The organism is Pseudomonas sp. KBS0707, from assembly GCF_005937945.2.
Lineage (GTDB): Bacteria > Pseudomonadota > Gammaproteobacteria > Pseudomonadales > Pseudomonadaceae > Aquipseudomonas > Aquipseudomonas amygdali.
This window is the reverse complement of the sequence record NZ_CP041754.1, coordinates 1,309,000-1,327,015: the sequence shown is the minus strand read 5'-3', so window position 1 is coordinate 1,327,015 and position 18,016 is coordinate 1,309,000. Positions and strand designations below refer to the sequence as shown.

Sequence of the window (18,016 nt, the reverse complement as noted above, 5' to 3'; positions counted from 1 at the left end):
GGCTATAAGGAAGCCCTAAAAAAATATTACTCCCGTACCGACATTTGGCGTTTTCTTCATATGCGCAGACAGACCCTGACCGTCACCGCTGTAGTCCTGCTGATAGCCTGCGCGGCCATTGCCGGATGGAAACTGACACGCCCCGCTACACTCCCGAAAAACTCCGTGACTGCGGTGCCTGTGAAGGTGATCACGGTCAGCATTGAGGACGTACCACGTTTCGTCACAGGTATCGGTTCGGTGCTGTCACTGCAAAGTGTGGTGATCCGTCCTCAGGTAGATGGCGTACTGACGCGCGTGCTGGTCAATGAAGGTCAACAGGTCAAGGCCGGCGAGTTGCTGGCGACGCTGGATGATCGATCGATCCGCGCCTCGCTGGAGCAGGCACGCGCGCAGCTGGCGCAGAGCAAGGCGCAGCTTGATGTCGCGCAACTGGACCTGAAGCGCTATCGCCAACTCACTCAGGACAATGGCATTTCGCGCCAGACATTCGATCAGCAGCAGGCACTGGTCAGGCAACTCGAAGCCACGGCGAAAGGCAACGAAGCAAGCATCAACGCCTCACAGGTGCAGCTCTCCTACACCCAGATTCGCTCGCCGGTTACGGGCAGGGTCGGCATCCGCAATGTCGATGAAGGCAACTTCCTGCGCGTCGGCGATGCTACCGGGCTGTTTTCGGTGACACAGATCGACCCGATTGCGGTGGAATTCTCTCTGCCTCAGCAGATGTTACCGACCCTGCAGGGGCTGATTGCCGAGCGTAGCGCTGCGACCGTCAAGGCGTATCAGGGCGACGGCGCAGCAAATGGCCTGCTACTGGGCGAAGGCACGCTTTCGCTGATCGACAATCAGGTTTCGGCAACCACCGGCACGATCCGCGCCAAGGCTCAATTCAAAAACCCCGGCGAACAACTCTGGCCTGGGCAGTTGGTCACGGTGAAGATCCAGACCGGTGTCGAACTCAACTCGCTCAAAGTACCGCCACAAGTAGTGCAGCGCGGGATCAATCAGCACTTCGTCTATCGACTCACTGCTGATAAAAAAGTGGAAGTGGTACCGGTCAAGGTGCTTTATCAGGACAGCGAGCAGACGTTGATCAGCGGGCCAAACGCCGGAGATGTACTGGTCAGCGACGGCCAGTCGCGGCTGCGGCCGGGGGCAACTGTCGAAGTGGTCAGCGCACCCGCCCCGGATGTGGCAAGCGCGCAAGTGGAGCACGCACGATGAGTGGCCGAGGCTCGGTATCGGCGTGGTGCATCGACCACCCGGTGGCCACCTTGTTATTGACCTTCGCACTGGTACTGCTAGGGGTCATTGCCTTTCCACGACTGCCGATTGCGCCGTTGCCGGAAGCGGAGTTCCCGACCATACAGGTTACCGCGCAGCTGCCCGGTGCCAGCCCGGAAACCATGGCGTCTTCGGTTGCCACACCGCTGGAAGTGCAGTTCAGCGCGATCCCCGGCATGACCCAGATGACCTCCAGCAGCGCGCTGGGGTCCACCAACCTGACGCTGCAATTCACCCTCAACAAAAGCATCGACACTGCCGCCCAGGAAGTCCAGGCTGCCATCAACACTGCTGCGGGACGCCTGCCAGCCGACATGCCGAGCTTGCCGACCTGGCGCAAGGTCAACCCGGCTGACAGTCCGGTGCTGATCCTCAGTGTCAGCTCCAGCCTGATGCCCGGCACGGAGCTGAGCGATGTCACCGAAACCATCCTGGCGCGCCAGCTCAGCCAGATCGAAGGCGTGGGCCAGGTGTTCATCACCGGTCAGCAAAGGCCAGCGATTCGTGTGCAGGCCGCCCCCGAAAAACTGGCCGCGCTGGGGCTGACCCTGGCCGACATTCGCCTGGCGGTGCAACAGACCAGCCTTAACCTGGCCAAAGGTGCCTTATACGGCAAGGACAGCATTTCGACACTGTCGTCCAACGACCAGTTGTTCAAGCCGCAGGACTACGCGCAACTGATCGTTTCCTACAAGAACGGCGCCCCCGTCCAGCTCAAGGATGTGGCGCGGGTGGTCGCGGGTTCGGAAAACGCCTACGTCAAGGCCTGGTCCGGCGACCAGCAAGGCGTCAACATCGCTATTTTTCGTCAGCCGGGCGCCAACATTGTCGACACCGTGGACCGCATTCAGCGTGAACTGCCAAGGCTGCAGGAAATGCTCCCGGCCACCGTTGAGGTCTCGGTACTCAACGACCGGACCCGCACCATTCGTGCCTCGCTGCACGAAGTGGAACTGACCCTGATGATCGCAGTGCTGCTGGTGGTGGCGGTCATGGCGCTGTTTCTGCGCCAGCTGTCGGCCACGCTGATCGTCAGCGCGGTGCTCGGGGTATCGCTGATCGCCAGCTTTGCGATGATGTACCTGTTCGGCTTCAGCTTGAACAACCTGACATTGGTAGCCATCGTGGTCGCGGTCGGGTTCGTGGTGGACGACGCTATCGTGGTGGTGGAGAACATCCATCGCCACCTTGAAGCCGGACAAGGCACGCGCGAGGCCGCCATAAAGGGCGCGGGGGAAATCGGTTTTACTGTGGTGTCGATCAGTTTCTCGCTGGTGGCGGCGTTCATTCCGCTGTTGTTCATGGGCGGCGTGGTCGGGCGGCTGTTCAAGGAATTCGCCCTGACCGCCACGGCAACCATCCTGATTTCGGTGATCGTCTCCCTGACCCTGGCGCCAACCCTTGCGGCATTGTTCATGCGCGCCCCCACGCACAACCCGCATCAGAAGCCGGGCTTCGGTGAACGTTTGCTGGCTTCCTACGAGCGAGGCTTGCGTAAGGCGCTGGCCCATCAGCGACTGATGCTCGGCGTGTTCGGCCTGACCCTGGCGCTTGCGGTGGTCGGCTACATCCTCATACCCAAGGGCTTCTTTCCGGTTCAGGACACTGCTTTTGCACTCGGCACCACCGAGGCCGCTGCCGACATTTCCTACCCGGACATGGTGGAAAAACACCTGCAACTGGCAAAAATCGTCGGTGCAGACCCGGCAGTGCTGGCGTTCTCGCATTCAGTCGGTGTGTCAGGCAGCAACCAGACCATCGCCAACGGTCGCTTCTGGATCTCGCTCAAGCCGCGCTCTGAACGCGATGTGTCGGTCAGTGAGTTCATTGACCGCCTGCGCCCCAAACTGGCAAAGGTCCCCGGCATCGTTCTGTATCTGCGCGCCGGGCAGGACATCAACCTGAGTTCCGGGCCGAGCCGCAGTCAGTATCAGTACGTGCTCAAGAGCAACGACGGCGAATTGCTCAACACCTGGACGCAACGGCTGACTGAAAAGCTGCGCAGCAATCCGGCGTTTCGCGATATGTCCAACGACTTGCAACTGGGCGGCAGCGTCACCCATATCGATATTGATCGCAGTGCTGCCGCGCGATTCGGCCTGACCACCGCCGACGTCGATCAGGCGCTGTACGATGCGTTCGGCCAGCGGCAGATCAGCGAATACCAGACCGAAGTCAACCAGTACAAAGTGATCCTCGAACTGGATGCCCAGCAGCGTGGCAAGGCCGAAAGCCTGGCTTACTTCTACCTGCGCTCACCGCTGACCAATGAAATGGTGCCGCTGTCGGCACTGGCCAAAGTCAGTGCGCCGCGCATGGGCCCGCTGTCGATCAGCCACGACGGTATGTTCCCGGCTGCCAACCTGTCATTCAACCTGGCGTCCGGAGTCGCACTGGGCGACGCGGTAAGCATGCTCGATCAGGCCAAGAAAGAGATCGGCATGCCTGCCTCGATCATCGGCAGTTTTCAGGGTGCGGCGCAGGCATTCCAGAGTTCGCTGGCCAACCAGCCGTGGCTGATTCTCGCCGCGCTGGTGGCGGTGTACATCATTCTGGGTGTGCTTTATGAAAGCTTCGTGCACCCGCTGACCATTATCTCCACCCTCCCCTCGGCAGGTATCGGCGCGCTGTTGCTGCTATGGATGATGGGGCAGGACTTCTCGATCATGGCCCTGATCGGCATCGTGCTGCTGATCGGCATCGTCAAGAAGAACGGCATTCTGCTCGTGGACTTTGCCCTGCAAGCGCAGCGTGAGCAGGGCCTGTCGTCACAGGAGGCCATTTATGAGGCCTGCATTACCCGCTTCCGACCGATTATCATGACCACCCTTGCCGCCCTGCTCGGCGCACTGCCGCTGATGCTGGGTTTCGGGGTCGGTGCCGAACTGCGTCAACCGTTGGGTATCGCAGTGGTCGGTGGCCTGCTGGTGAGCCAGATGCTGACCCTGTTCACTACGCCGGTCATTTACCTGCAACTGGAGCGGCTGTTTCATAAACGCCACCCGGCGCCCGCCGCACCCGCGCTGGCCCTTCACAAGTGAGAGTCACCCGATGCGCGTGCTGATTATCGAAGACGAAGAGAAAACCGCAGACTACCTGCGTCGCGGCCTGACCGAACAGGGCTACGCCGTCGACGTGGCGCGCGATGGCATCGAAGGTCTGCACCTGGCGCTGGAGAACGACCACGCGATCATCATTCTTGATGTGATGTTGCCCGGCCTGGACGGCTTTGGCGTGTTGCGTGCGTTGCGTGCGCGCAAGCAGACGCCCGTCATCATGCTGACCGCTCGCGAGCAGGTCGATGACCGCATTCGCGGCCTGCGCGAAGGTGCCGATGACTATCTCGGCAAACCGTTTTCCTTTCTGGAACTGGTCGCCCGCCTGCAGGCCCTGACCCGCCGCAGCGGCGGCCACGAACCGGTGCAGATCACCATCGCCGACCTATGGATCGACCTGATCAGCCGCAAGGCGACCCGCGCCGGAATGCGTCTGGACCTGACCGCCAAGGAGTTTTCGCTGCTCAGCGTGCTGGCCAGACGCCAGGGCGACATCCTCTCCAAGACATCAATCGCCGAGATGGTCTGGGACATCAACTTCGACAGTGATACCAACGTGGTCGAAGTCGCGATCAAACGCTTGCGGGCCAAGCTGGACGGTCCTCACGAACACAAACTGCTGCACACCATTCGTGGCATGGGCTACGTGCTGGAGAACCGCAGTGCGGGTTGATTCGATCGCCCTGCGCCTCAGCGGGCTGTTCGCGCTGGTGGCACTGGTGGTATTCCTGCTGATCGGCTGGGCCTTGTACCTGCAGGTCGACAAGAGCCTGGACCTGTTGCCGCGTGCCGAAGTCGATGCGCGCTACAGTGTTCTGGAATCGGCTGTCGGACGTTTCGGCAACCCGGAGCACTGGGGCAAGATCAAGGCAAAACTGGAGTTGCTCAGCGAGGAAGACAAGCGCTTGCGTTTCTGGGTAGTCAGCGACAACCCGCTGTACGAATTCGGCAACCCGGACGCGAACATTCGTCGTTTCGCGCAAGGCGCACCGGGTATGCATGACCTGAAGCTGGCCGATCACCCGTTCGCATTCAAGGTGCTGGTCAGCGAATTCCCGGCCAAGGAACAGCGCCCGGCGCTGCGTTTTCTGACCGCCATCGATACCGAGACATTCTGGCATACCCAACACTCGCTGCTGGTCGCGCTGATCAGCCTGGCCACGCTGGGTATTTTGCTGGCTTCGGCGCTTGGTTACTGGGTCGCGCGTATTGGCCTGCGTCCGTTGACCAGCCTATCGCAGGAAGTCCAGAAGCTCGCCCCGCCACGGCTGTCCGGACGCTTGCAGCTGTCGCCGCTGCCACCGGAGCTTGAACAGTTCGTAGCCTCGTTCAACTCCACACTGGAACGGGTCGAGCAGGCCTACTCCAGGCTCGAGTCGTTCAATGCCGATGTGGCGCACGAGCTTCGCTCACCGCTGACCAACCTGATCGGCCAGACCCAGGTGGCGCTGACCCGCGGCCGCTCTGCCGAGCATTATTTCGAGGTGTTGCAATCAAACCTCGAAGAGCTTGAGCGTTTGCGCTCGATTATTAACGACATGCTGTTTCTGGCCAGCGCGGATCAGGGCACCAAGGTCAAAGCACAGACCTGCGCGTCACTGGCAGACGAAGTCGCCACCACGCTGGATTACCTGGATTTCATTCTGGAAGATGCCCACGTACAAGTCCGGGTTCAGGGCGACGCCAGCGCGCCGATTGAAAAGCCCCACTTGCGCCGCGCGTTGATCAACCTGCTGCACAACGCCGTGCAACATACCGACGCCGGTCAGGTCATTGAGGTAACTATCGAGTCGCGCGATGCCCATGTGAGTATCGGCGTAACCAATCCTGGCATGCAGATAGCCCCGGAACATTTGCCCAGGCTGTTCGAGCGTTTTTATCGGGTCGATGCCTCACGCAGCAACAGCGGCGCCAATCATGGCCTGGGGCTGGCCATCGTCAAGGCCATTGCATTGATGCATGGCGGCACCGTGTTCGTAAACAGCGATAACGGTGTCAATACGTTCGGCATACAGCTGCCTCGCTGATCCCTTCAAGAAATAAATTATTCCCCCTGTTTTTTACAGTCGTCCGTGTGCGTCTGTTCGCATCATTTTAAATACACTTGCTTTATTCACATTCCATTCATATGAGGCTATAAGGAGCGTGCTATACACCCAGCATTAAAATCATAAAAATAATGATAACTGTCTTAACCATTTATCAAGATTCATTCGTCTGCAGGTAGAACAACCAATGATGTTGTTTGCGTCATCTCGGCAAGACCGGCTCAAATGGACCCGACCGGAACTCATGCTGATCTTTGGCAGTTCACTGTCAATGTTCGCCATACTGGGGATTGTGGCGTCTTTACTGGCCCGAGAGCGTGACGACGCAGCGCAGACTGCGGCGCGGGCGGCGGCCAATATCGTGCAATTGATTGATGCCGACGTCATGCATAACGCAGAGCTTTACGACTCTTCCCTGCAAGGCATGATCAGCGCATGGCAGCGTCCGGACCTTCAGGACCTGTCACCTGAGCTGCGACAACTTGTCCTGTTTGATCGCTCCACTGCGGCGTCTTACAAAGGCGATCTGGTATTGCTCGATAACAAGGGCGCCATCCTGGCTGACTCACTGTCCGTCATCCCTCGAAACGACAATTTCTCTGACCGTTCCTATTTCAAGGACCACAAGGCGGACCCTTCGCTGGGTCTGCACGTCAGTGCACCGTACAAAAGCCGTTGGGGTTACAAGGACTGGTGCATCAGTTTCAGCCGTCGCATGTCAGGCCCCAATGGAGAGTTCACCGGAATGGTAAGTGCGGCCATGCGACTGGTGTATTTCAAACACTTGTTCATGAGCCAGAATCTGGGTGTCGGCAGCAGTATCAACCTGATCAATACCGCAGGCATCCTGATCGTCCGCTACCCCGATCTGGAGGGTGAAGATCTGATTGGCAAGGATTACAGCCACAGCCCCAACTTTCAGCGCATTCTTCAGGAAGGAGATGGCAGCTTTGCTGCCATGTCGACGCAGTTGAACGCTCGTCGGCTGTATACGTTTTCCCGGGTCGGCAATCTGCCGCTGGTTGTCGTCATCGGTCAGTCCGAGGATGAGGTGTATGCCGTATGGCGGCGCAATGCCTGGCTGGTCGGCTCCGCTACCAGCGTACTGTGTCTCGGAATCCTGTGGCTGACATGGCTGCTGTGTCGCGAGTTGCGACGACGCCATCGCGCTGAGGATGCACTGGCCAGCCTGGCTGCAACGGACGGTTTGACAGGGCTCGATAATCGTCGCCAGCTTGACGAAGCCATGGAAACCGAATGGGCGCGGGCACAGCGCTCAGGCAAACAGCTGTCTTTACTGATGATCGACGTAGACCATTTCAAGGCATTCAACGAGCGTCATGGTCATCAGGGCGGTGACGAAGCACTGCGCCTGATCGCACAAACCATCTCCTTCAATATCCGTCGCCCAGGCGACCGGGTTGCACGCTATGGCGGCGAGGAGTTTGTGGTAGTGCTGCCGGAAACCGAATTGCCGGGAGCCATGATGATTGCCGAAAAGATCCGCAAGGCAGCTGAATCACTGCCGCTGTTTCCGGATGCACAACAGCCCATAACCGTGAGTATCGGTGTCGTTTCAGAGATGGTGCGTCAGGGAGACAAACTGGAGGCGTTTTTCGGAATAGCCGACAAGGCGCTTTATCAGGCCAAACACAAGGGTCGTAACCGCGTAGAGCATCGCAGTTCGGTTGCCAGAGAGATGACTGATCAGGTTTGATGAGCTACCGGCGGGCATAAAAAAACGCCAGACTGGCTGGCGTTTTTTCGATTACCGCTGAGGCATCGAATTACGATGCGGCACGAGCGGCGTCACGCAGTGCTTTTACTTTGTCATGAGTGGCCAGAACGCCAGCATTCTGTTTTGTGATCAGCGAAGTAACGCTAGCTGGAAAATTGTGCGCATGTGCTTTTTCGAGAGCTTCTTTGTAAGCTTTCTTGGCGACGTCTTCACCGCGCTCTACTTCGTTCAAAATTGCTTTGTCATCTTTGCCAGTCAGAGTGGATTTCAGATCTACCCATGCACGGTGAAGGGTGCCGGACACACTGGAAGACGTTTCTGGATCACCACCTAAGGCACGCACTTCTGCCTGCAGCTCTGCTACCGCAGTTGCAATCTCAGAAGAGCGAGACATGAAGTACGCTTTAATCGCCGGGTTTTTAATGTCTTCAGCGCTTGTGTGAAAGCCTTTCTCGCCATCTTTGCTGGTTTCGATCAGGTCATTCAGGACGGAGATGGCTTCTTTGTTGATATCAGTCATTTGATAATTTCCTAATGGCAGGTTGATACGAAAGTGTTCGATGTATAGGTAATTGCAGACACCGTGCCAGTTTTTGATATGTAAATAATTGATTAAAATCAATAAGTTACGAAATTTTCACAATTGGCTGTTCGTGACTTCTGCATGATCTGTCGTTTGGCCTGCATGCAGAATGCACGTATCGTGCTGTTCGACATGTATTGATGGGAGGCTTGCAGGTGAACCCGGAGAAACTCAGGTTACTGGTGACGCAGGAAATGCCATTCGGCAAATATAAAGGACGGCTGATCGCCGATTTGCCAGGTCATTATCTGAACTGGTTCGCGCGAGAAGGCTTTCCGAAAGGTGAACTGGGAGGTTTGCTGGCATTGATGCAGGAAATCGATCACAACGGCCTTGGCGCGCTATTGGACCCATTGCGCACACGTCCGCGTCAGTCGTTCAAAGACAAGGGATAAACAAAGAGGCGGTCCGGGGGAGAAAAAAACGGTGCTCCGGACCAGGGAGCACCGCAAAGCCATACAACCAACAACAACTTCCTTGCCGGAATCAGCCGCAAAGGGGCTGACTCCGAAATCCTGAAAATCAGTCGAACAACGCCATTGCCTGCGCAGTGGCTTCCTGAATGCGGCCCCAGTCGCCATTCTTGACCCAGGCGTTATCAATCATCCAGGTGCCGCCCACGCACATGACGTTGGGCAAGGCCATGTAGCTCTTCAGGTTCTGCTCGTTGACGCCGCCAGTCGGGCAGAAACGCACCTCGTTGAAAGGTCCGCCCAGGGCTTTGATTGCCGCCACACCGCCGCTGATCTCGGCCGGAAACAGCTTGAAGCGGCGATAGCCCATGGCATAACCGATCATGATTTCCGAAGCACTGCTGACGCCCGGCAAAAGGGGCAACGGGCTGTCGACTGCGGCTTGCAGCAGGTCTTGCGTGCTGCCAGGGGTCACAATGAACTGCGAACCTGCCGCCTCGGCGTCCGCCAGCATCTTGCGGTCCAGAATGGTGCCGGCGCCCACACACAGTTCCGGGCGCTGCTCACGCAGAATACGGATGGCGCTCAGACCGAACGCCGAGCGCAGCGTAACTTCCAGTGCAGTCATGCCGCCAGCGGCCAGAGCATCGGCCAGAGGCAGCACATCCTGGTCACGGGCAATGGTGATGACCGGCAGAATCTTTGCCTTGGCGCAGAGTTCGTCAATCTGGGCAATCTTGTTCGCCATGCTGATGAGCGGCTGATTATTTTCGTTCTGTGTCATGGCGACGTTTCCTTTGCTTATGGGCACCAGTAAATCTCGAGAGACGGGTTGAGAAACGCACGCACCGGCATCTCGGCGAGGTCATCGCCCGCCAGCGCGGTGCGCAGGGTGTCGAGTTTGGCCTGGCCGGACACCGACAGGATCGGCGAACGTGCCGACGCCAACAGGCGGCGGGTCAGGGTCAGGCGCTGATGCGGCACGCTCGGTGCGAGCATCGGCAGGCAGCGGCGCTCACCTTGCAGATCAAGGGCTTCTTTCAGGTTCGGGCTACCAGGGAACAGCGACGCGGTATGCCCGTCGTCGCCCATGCCCAGAATCAATACATCAATCGGTGGCAGCTCGGCCAGCGCCTGATCGGCAGCCAGCGCTGCCTCCTCGACACTGCCCGCCACGCTGTACAACCCCAGAAACTTCGCCTTCGCCACAGGACCCTGCAGCAAGTGGCGCTGCAGCAGGCCCGCATTGCTGTCGGCATGCTCGGTAGGCACGAAACGCTCGTCAGCCAGGCTGATGACTACTTTCGACCAGTCCAGCGGCTGCACGGCCAGGCTCTGGAAAAAGGCCACCGGACTGCGACCACCGGACACCACCAGGGTCGCCAGACCGTTTTCGCCAATTGCCTGCTTCAGGCGCTCGGCGACGTTGGCAGCCAGCGCATCAGCCAGTTGCTGCGGTGTGTCGAAATCACGTGCTACCAGCCCTGCTGGCAGCTCAAGGTCACATATCGCCATACCAGGATCTCCCGTCACGAGTAATCAGGGCAATGGAGCTCATTGGCCCCCAGGTTCCGGCCGGATAAGGCTTGGGCGCATCGCCCGCCTTCTTCCAGCCAGCGATCAACTGATCGCACCATTGCCAGGCGTACTCGATTTCATCTTTGCGGACAAACAGGTTCTGATTGCCACGCATGACTTCCAGCAACAACCGCTCATAAGCGTCGGGGACACGAGCGCTGCGGTAGGTGTCGGAAAAATTCAGTTGCAAGGGCCCGCTGCGCAGCTGCATGCCTTTGTCCAGCCCCTGGTCCTTGGTCATCACCTGCAAGGAAATACCTTCGTCGGGCTGCAGGCGAATGATCAGGCGGTTGCTGATCTGCAAACGTTGTTCAGGCGCGAAGATGTAGTGCGGCGGCTCTTTGAAATGGATCACGATCTGCGACATTTTCTGCGGCATGCGCTTGCCGGTACGCAGATAAAACGGCGTACCCGACCAGCGCCAGTTGCGGATATCGGCACGCAACGCGACGAAGGTTTCAGTATCGCTCTGAGTGTTGGAGTTCTCTTCCTCCAGATAACCCGGCACCGCCTTGCCTTCGCTGTAGCCAGCAGTGTACTGGCCACGCACCACCTGGGTCGCCAGACGCTCGGGCGTGAACGGTGCCAGCGCCTTGAGCACCTTGACCTTCTCGTCGCGAATACTGTCTGCCGACAGATCGCTGGGCGGGTCCATGGCGATCAGGCAAAGCAGTTGCAGCAAGTGGTTCTGAATCATGTCGCGCAATTGACCGGCCTGATCAAAGTAGCCCCAACGGCCCTCGATGCCGACCTTCTCGGCAACCGTGATTTCCACATGAGAAATATGGTTCTGGTTCCACTGGGTTTCGAACAGGCTGTTGGCGAAACGCAGGGCAATAAGGTTCTGTACCGTGTCCTTGCCCAGGTAGTGGTCGATACGATAGACGCGGTTTTCCGGGAAGAACTGCGCCACTGCATCGTTAACCCGGCGCGAAGAAGCCAGGTCGTGGCCAATGGGTTTTTCCAGGACGGCGCGCGTCCGCTCGGCCAGATTGACCGAAGCGAGGTTCTCGCAGATTGCGCCGTAGACCGAGGCCGGGGTGGCGAAATAGGCGATCAGGGTTTCGGCGGTGCCGACGCGTTCGGCAAGCGCGACGTAGTCCTCAGCCTTGAGGAAGTCGACATGCAGGTAGCTGAGGCGCGCCAGAAACCGGCCCAGGTTGTCGGGCTCGAGTTCGGCCTCGGGAATGAAGCGGCGCATGGATTTTTCGATATACGCCAGATGCGACTGTTCGTCGCCGGGTTCACGCGCCAGGGCAAGAATTTTTGTGTCTTCGTGCAGCAGTCCAGCGCGATCAAGCTGATAAAGAGCCGGGAACAGCTTGCGTACCGCCAGGTCCCCCAGGGCACCAAACAGGGCAAATGTGCACGGTTCAACCGTAATCAAGGGCATAATGTTGGTTCTTTTATCAAGTTAGGCTACAAATACCTTTTTTAAAGGCGTTACTCAAGGCCATATGTAGTAATAACCACAACATTCTGCCTAAAAGCATATTCCAGTGGTGATCAACACAGGCCCTCAGTACGATAGGCCACCTTTGCTACAGGCTAAAGAGCTAAAAAAAGCTCAGGCCAAAACCGTTGGTGAATCAGCCCCCGACAAGGACTTTGAATGGACCGCGTAAGAAACCTCCTGGAGCAAATCCAGGGCCGACTCGATGAGTTGAACAAGGCCGAGCGCAAGGTGGCCGAAGTGATCCTGCTCAACCCGCAGATGGCAACGCGGCTGAGCATTGCAGCGCTTGCCCAGGCCGCCAAGGTCAGCGAACCGACGGTCAACCGCTTCTGCCGCTCGTTCAGCGTCAGCGGTTATCCGGAGCTCAAACTGCAACTGGCCCAGAGCCTGGCAAGCGGCGCAGCCTATGTCAGCCGCGCTGTGGAAGCCGACGACAATCCCGAGGCATATACCCAGAAGATTTTCGGTAGCGCCATTGCTTCGCTCGACAGCGCCTGCCAGCAACTGGACCCGGCGCTGATCAGCAAGTCCGTGGACATGCTGATCCAGGCACGGCAGATCCACTTTTTCGGGTTGGGTGCCTCGGCGCCGGTGGCGCTTGATGCGCAGCACAAATTCTTCCGTTTCAACCTGGCGGTCACGGCGCATGCCGATGTGCTGATGCAACGGATGATTGCGTCGGTGGCCCATACCGGCGAATTGTTCGTGATCATTTCCTACACCGGGCGCACGCGCGAGCTGGTGGAAGTGGCCCGCATCGCCCGTGCAAATGGCGCTTCGGTGCTGGGCCTGACCGCCGCTGGCTCGCCACTGGCGCAGGCCAGCACTGTGAGCCTGAACATTCCATTGCCGGAAGATACCGACATCTACATGCCGATGACCTCGCGGATCATCCAGCTCACCGTTCTCGATGTGTTGGCCACCGGCATGACCCTGCGCCGCGGCGTCGACTTCCAGCCGCACCTGCGCAAGATCAAGGAAAGCCTGAATGACAGCCGCTATCCGATCGAGGATCAAGGCTGACTGGGTGTCGTTGACTATCGTTCCCACACTCTGCGTGGTGATGCCTTTCTTGACGCTCTGCGTCACACAGCGGTTCTGTGACTTCAGGTGGATTGGTGTTCAGCTCAGATTCTCGTTCCCACGCTCCGCGTGGTAATGCCTTTCGTGACGCTCTGCGTCACACAGTTCTGCGATTCAGTGAGATTCAGGCTCGACTTGAGTCACCTTTTCGCCCCTCGGCGACCTACTTTGATGGGGCCAAAGTAGGCAAATCCCCTCGCTCCTGTTTCCGGCCCGACTTCGTCGGGTTCCTTCGCCCTGGCACTGATCCGGGGGTCGCCGCAACGGGCCATCCATGGCCCGGTGCGACTTGCTCGGCGTCCTGCCTCGCATCCCCCGGATCAGCGCCAGGACTCAGCCGTCACTAACGTCGCACTCTGCGTTGTCTGTGCCATCGTGGTTGAAAAGCGCTTAGAGCAGTTTGTTAGAGGCACGATTCAGATATCACTATCGTGCCGATGCTCCGCGTCGGCACGCAGTTCGTAACGCTCCGCGTCACACAACTGTTCTGTGACATCAAATGGATTGGTGTTCGGCTCAGATTCTCGTTCCCACGCTCCGCGTGGTAATGTCTTTCGTGACGCTCTGCGTCACACAGTTCTGCGATTCAGTGAGATTTCGGCTCGACTTGAGTCACCTTTTCGCCCCTCGGCGACCTACTTTGATGGGGCCAAAGTAGGCAAATCCCCTCGCTCCTGTTTCCGGCCCGACTTCGTCGGGTTCCTTCGCCCTGGCACTGATCCGTCACTAACGTCGCACTCTGCGTTGTCTGTGCCATCGTGGTTGAAAAGCGCTTAGATCAGTTTGTTAAAGGCACGATTCAGATATCACTATCTGTGACATCAAATGGATTGGCGTTCGACTCAGATTCTCGTTCCCACGCTCCGCGTGGTAATGCCCTTCGTGACGCTCTGCGTCACACAGTTCTGCGATTCAGTGAGATTTCGGCTCGACTCGATTCACCTTTTCGCCCCTCGGCGAGTTACTTTGATGGGGCCAAAGTAACCAAATCCCCTCGCTCCTGTTTCCGGCCCGACTTCGTCGGGTTCCTTCGCGATAGAAAAGCGCTTTTTCGGCAATGACTGCGGTCTTGACTATCGTGCCGACGCTCCGCGTCGGCATGCAGTTCGTGACGCTCTGCGTCACACGCAAATCACCCCGCCAGGCTGGCCTGCAATTTGAGTTGCACCTGCTCGCCCGGTTGCAGGCTGAAGGCGTCGCCGGAAGCCGAAGCGGCTTCCACGCGCACAAAGCCTGCGGTCTCGCTGCCACACACCCCCAGTAGCGGTCTGTTGCCGGGGTGCCAGACCACGGTATTGACGCTGTCGCCGGTGTCGATGTTCAGTCTGCGCTGCCAGGTCGGGTCCTGCAGTTGCAGGGCTCCCGCATGTTCGAAAACTCGCTGGCAGCCGCCTGCCACACGCAATTCGCCATGTTGCTGGCAGACCTGTCGGCTGAGTTCGTCATAACCCTGCGCCCCATCAAGGCCCTCAAGCGCGACTTCAGCCACATCGCCAATCCGCCAGTACGCATGCAGCGCATGACTGAAATGACACGGTTCACTGTCCTCGTGGCATGTGCTCAGACGCAACTCCATGCCCTGCCCCAGCTCGGCATGCAGATCGACCTGCCAGTCCCACAGCTGCAAGCGCCAGTGCAGGCTGACGCCCTTTTCGCTCTCGCTGCTGTCGATCAGTTTCCAGTCCAGCAAGCGCCCCCAGCCGTGTGCCGGCCAGCCGCTTTCACCGGGGTGTCGGCCGTACCAGGGCCAGCACACTGGCACGCCACCCCGAATCGCCCCCACCTGCGGCCATTGTGCAGCGCACCAGAGCCAAGGTTTCTGGCCTTGCGGCTGAAAATGCAGCAACTGCGCGCCCTGGCGACTGAAGACCGCCTGACACTGCGGATGATCGATAACCAGTACATCGCGCAGCTGGTGACGCTCCCACTCGAAAGTGGGTCTGGCACGTCGGGATCGGAAGAAGCGTTGCAATGGATGCTCAGGCAGTTGCGCGTCGAGAGAGGTCATCGCCAATCGCGTCCCTGAAAAATAAAAGGATCAAGCCAAAAAAAAACGGGCAGCCAGGCTGCCCGCAAAGCACACACGACCTTTGATCGCGTTACGCGTCAATCAGTACTCAGAACTTCGACTGGATCTTGATGCCCGCCACAATTGCGTCATCAACCTGATCTACACCGCCAGGGTGCTTGACGTACTGCAGGTTGGGACGCACGGTCAGCCAGTTGGTGACGTGGAAGCCGTAGTAGATTTCCGAGTTGTACTCAGTGCTCTGGACCGGCAGGTAGCCAGGGTTGTCGTAGTCGTTGATGCCGCTGATCTGGTTGGCCAGACGCACGCGATCCTGCACATCGTCGTTGACGTGAATACGGGCGATACCGATACCGATGTCATCTTTCGGACGCGAGTTGAACGGACCTTTGTACGTGAAACCGATCTGCTGGTAGTTATCGACGAAGTTGGTGGCCTTGTCATGCACGGTAGCGTTGGCAAAAATGCTCAGGCCGCGCGATGCATCGCCATCGTGAGTAGTCAGCTGTTGCTGAGCCACGACCCACCAGCCGTGCTTGCTGTCATGCGACTTGAACGCAGCGCCGGTAGCTGCCTGTGGCTGACCGTTGACGTCTTCATAGACATCATCGGCGTTGGGCGTGCTCTTGTAGAAGCCGACACGGTATTCACCGGGCAACGAATTGACGGTCGGGGTCCAGACCAGTTCAACCGGCAGGATCATACCTTTGGTGCCGCTGCCGCTGAGTTTGAAGCCGTTGCCGGTTTCGAGGTTGGACGGGTTCTGCTCGTAGACGCCGACCTGTGCGTACACTTCCGGCGTGATGTTGTACTTCACGCGCAAGGCCCACTGGCTGATTGGCCAATTGTACCAGGTGTTCACATAGTTACCGACCTGCGAGCCGCAGAAAGACAGGTTCTGGAAATCGCAAGGGAAGCTGTTGAAGTCTTCGCCCGGTCCGAAACGACCAGCCTTGACGTCCAGCGCGCCGTCAAAGTACTTCTGCTTGATCCACATTTGCGTCAGACGCCAGGTCTGGCCGCGACCCCAGACTTCCTGGGAGGAACTGAGGGTACCGGCACGAGGGTCGCCGATCCGGTCGTTGGAGATGTTGCGTCCGCTACGTTCGGTGATTGCCAGCTTGAACTCTGCGTCCTGCCAGCCGAAAGCCTTCTGCAAATCGACTTTCATGCCCAGCGCGAACTGGTCGCTGTAGCGGCCGGTCTTGTCGTCGTTGTAACCGCCCTTGATGTTGCTGGCCATCTCGGAAACGTATTCCAGCGAGAAGTCATAGCCCTTGTCGAGCAGTTCGGTACGCTTGCCGTTCCAGTCGCCAGTCATCCACGGTGAATCGGCAGAAAATGCGTCGGCCGCATGAACACTGCCTGCCAGCCCCATCGCACCCAACACCGACAGCGTGCTTACCAACTGGAACCGGGAAAGCGATTTACCTTTGTTGATCTTCTTCATCCCATCAATCCTCGTTTTATTGTTATTAGCTTTGGTAGACGTTTTGCTTCATTCACTGCTTCGTTTTCGCCGGTCGGCCGCTTCATTGTGGCAGTAGACAGCCGGCCAGCGATGCTCGGTGCTGAATCAATTTATCACTTGCGGCTCAACTGGAACATTGTTTGCCCGTTCAGCCAAAGGTGGTGTTCCCAGAACCCCAAGACGCTCACCGCTCTGAGCATCGAAAATCAGCACCCTGGAAGGGTCGAACTGCAGGGTCAGACTTTCGCCCACCTGCGGTGCGACATCAGGCGCAAGGCGACAGCAGACCTTGCTCTGATTGAGCGTGACGAACACCAGCGTGTCCGGCCCGGTCGGCTCGGTCACCTGGACCTCGGCACGGATGGTCGGCATGCCATTCGACTCAGCGCCAGCAAGCATAATTTGTTCCGGCCGGATACCGAGAATGATTTCTCGATCTTCCAGCCCGGCATCGGATACCCCGACCGGCAGCTCGCAACGCGCCTGACCACTGTCAAGCAGCGCAATCAATTGGCCATCCTTGCGTTGCAGACGCAGCGGGATGAAGTTCATCGGCGGCGAACCGATGAAACTGGCGACAAACAGGTTGGCCGGATCGGTGTAAATCTGCTTGGGCGTACCGAATTGCTGAACGATACCGTCCTTCATGACCGCGACCTTGTCGCCCAGCGTCATGGCCTCGATCTGATCATGGGTCACATAGACGGTGGTGGTTTTAAGGCGCTGGTGCATCAGTTTCATTTCGGTACGCATCTCGACGCGCAACTTGGCATCGAGGTTGGACAATGGCTCATCGAACAGGTAGATCTTGGGACGACGCGCCAAGGCACGACCCATCGCGACACGCTGCTGCTGGCCACCGGACATCTGGCCCGGCTTGCGATTGAGCAAGTGCTCGATCTGCAACAGCTTGGCTACACGAGCCACTTCCGCGTCGATGTCGGCTTGCGGCATCTTGCGGATCTTCAGCCCGAACGCGATGTTTTCACGCACGCTCATGGTCGGGTAAAGGGCATAGGACTGAAAGACCATCGCGATGTCGCGGTCCTTGGGGCTGGTGCTGCTGACGTCCTGGCCATCGATGAGAATCTCACCGCCGCTGATGCTTTCCAGACCGGCAATGCAGTTCATCAAGGTGGATTTGCCACAGCCGGAAGGGCCGACCAGAATCAGAAACTCGCCATCCTTGATCGACAGGTCGATGTTCTTGAGCGTGTCCGGCAAGTTGCTGCCGTAGGTCTTGTTGACGTTGCGTAATTCGAGAGTCGCCATGA

At 58.3% G+C, this 18,016-nt stretch carries 14 protein-coding genes; 7 read left to right on the top strand and 7 right to left on the bottom strand.

The window, feature by feature from the left end; translation table 11 throughout:
- Window positions 1-60: 60 nt before the first annotated feature.
- From FFH21_RS06225 to FFH21_RS06205, 5 genes are all read left to right on the top strand, one after another.
- The gene (locus FFH21_RS06225) at window positions 61-1,227 is read left to right on the top strand and encodes an efflux RND transporter periplasmic adaptor subunit (RefSeq protein WP_011167950.1); all 1,167 of its coding nucleotides are present in this window, start codon (window positions 61-63) and stop codon (window positions 1,225-1,227) included.
- A complete protein-coding gene (locus tag FFH21_RS06220; RefSeq protein ID WP_011167949.1) occupies window positions 1,224-4,328 on the top strand; it encodes a multidrug efflux RND transporter permease subunit in 3,105 nt (1,034 codons plus the stop codon). Before FFH21_RS06225 ends, FFH21_RS06220 begins: the two co-directional genes overlap by 4 nt.
- A gap of 10 nt (window positions 4,329-4,338) precedes the next feature.
- The gene (locus FFH21_RS06215; RefSeq protein ID WP_002552331.1) at window positions 4,339-5,016 is read left to right on the top strand and encodes a heavy metal response regulator transcription factor; all 678 of its coding nucleotides are present in this window, start codon (window positions 4,339-4,341) and stop codon (window positions 5,014-5,016) included.
- A complete protein-coding gene (locus tag FFH21_RS06210; RefSeq protein WP_011167948.1) occupies window positions 5,006-6,370 on the top strand; it encodes a heavy metal sensor histidine kinase in 1,365 nt (454 codons plus the stop codon). The genes FFH21_RS06215 and FFH21_RS06210 overlap by 11 nt, the downstream gene beginning before the upstream one ends.
- 208 nt (window positions 6,371-6,578) lie before the next feature.
- Window positions 6,579-8,108 (top strand): sensor domain-containing diguanylate cyclase, encoded by a 1,530-nt coding sequence (locus tag FFH21_RS06205; protein WP_011167947.1) that lies wholly within the window; start codon window positions 6,579-6,581, stop codon window positions 8,106-8,108.
- 70 nt (window positions 8,109-8,178) lie between these two features.
- Here FFH21_RS06205 and FFH21_RS06200 read toward each other — a convergent pair whose 3' ends face one another.
- Complete coding sequence (locus tag FFH21_RS06200; protein WP_011167946.1) at window positions 8,179-8,649, bottom strand: PA2169 family four-helix-bundle protein; 471 nt, start codon at window positions 8,647-8,649, stop codon at window positions 8,179-8,181.
- A gap of 203 nt (window positions 8,650-8,852) precedes the next feature.
- Here FFH21_RS06200 and FFH21_RS06195 point away from each other — a divergent pair, with 203 nt between their 5' ends.
- Window positions 8,853-9,107: a DUF3820 family protein gene (locus FFH21_RS06195; protein ID WP_004656040.1), complete on the top strand. Its 255-nt coding sequence runs from the start codon at window positions 8,853-8,855 to the stop codon at window positions 9,105-9,107.
- 127 nt (window positions 9,108-9,234) lie between these two features.
- Here the strand turns inward: FFH21_RS06195 and FFH21_RS06190 are convergent, their stop codons facing one another.
- The 3 genes from FFH21_RS06190 to zwf are packed head-to-tail and all read right to left on the bottom strand — an operon-like array spanning window position 9,235 to window position 12,096.
- Window positions 9,235-9,909, bottom strand: coding sequence for a bifunctional 4-hydroxy-2-oxoglutarate aldolase/2-dehydro-3-deoxy-phosphogluconate aldolase (locus FFH21_RS06190; RefSeq protein WP_002552327.1), 675 nt, complete (start codon window positions 9,907-9,909; stop codon window positions 9,235-9,237).
- 17 nt (window positions 9,910-9,926) lie between these two features.
- Window positions 9,927-10,640: a 6-phosphogluconolactonase gene (gene pgl / locus FFH21_RS06185; protein WP_004666126.1), complete on the bottom strand. Its 714-nt coding sequence runs from the start codon at window positions 10,638-10,640 to the stop codon at window positions 9,927-9,929.
- On the bottom strand, window positions 10,627-12,096 hold the full coding sequence (gene zwf / locus FFH21_RS06180) for a glucose-6-phosphate dehydrogenase (protein ID WP_004656035.1): 1,470 nt from the start codon (window positions 12,094-12,096) through the stop codon (window positions 10,627-10,629). Before zwf ends, pgl begins: the two co-directional genes overlap by 14 nt.
- 219 nt (window positions 12,097-12,315) lie before the next feature.
- On the opposite strand from zwf, the gene FFH21_RS06175 reads away from it, so the two are divergent.
- Window positions 12,316-13,182 carry a MurR/RpiR family transcriptional regulator gene (locus FFH21_RS06175; RefSeq protein ID WP_002552324.1) on the top strand — a complete coding sequence of 289 codons (867 nt, stop codon included), beginning with the start codon at window positions 12,316-12,318 and terminating at the stop codon, window positions 13,180-13,182.
- 1,192 nt (window positions 13,183-14,374) lie between these two features.
- On the opposite strand, the gene FFH21_RS06165 is transcribed toward FFH21_RS06175, so the two are convergent.
- From FFH21_RS06165 to FFH21_RS06150, 3 genes are all read right to left on the bottom strand, one after another.
- Window positions 14,375-15,250, bottom strand: coding sequence for a D-hexose-6-phosphate mutarotase (locus tag FFH21_RS06165; RefSeq protein ID WP_011167945.1), 876 nt, complete (start codon window positions 15,248-15,250; stop codon window positions 14,375-14,377).
- 109 nt (window positions 15,251-15,359) lie between these two features.
- Entirely contained in the window at window positions 15,360-16,721 is a 1,362-nt protein-coding gene (locus tag FFH21_RS06155) for a carbohydrate porin (RefSeq protein ID WP_004656031.1), read from the bottom strand.
- A gap of 126 nt (window positions 16,722-16,847) precedes the next feature.
- Complete coding sequence (locus tag FFH21_RS06150; protein ID WP_004656029.1) at window positions 16,848-18,014, bottom strand: ABC transporter ATP-binding protein; 1,167 nt, start codon at window positions 18,012-18,014, stop codon at window positions 16,848-16,850.
- Window positions 18,015-18,016: the final 2 nt, after the last annotated feature.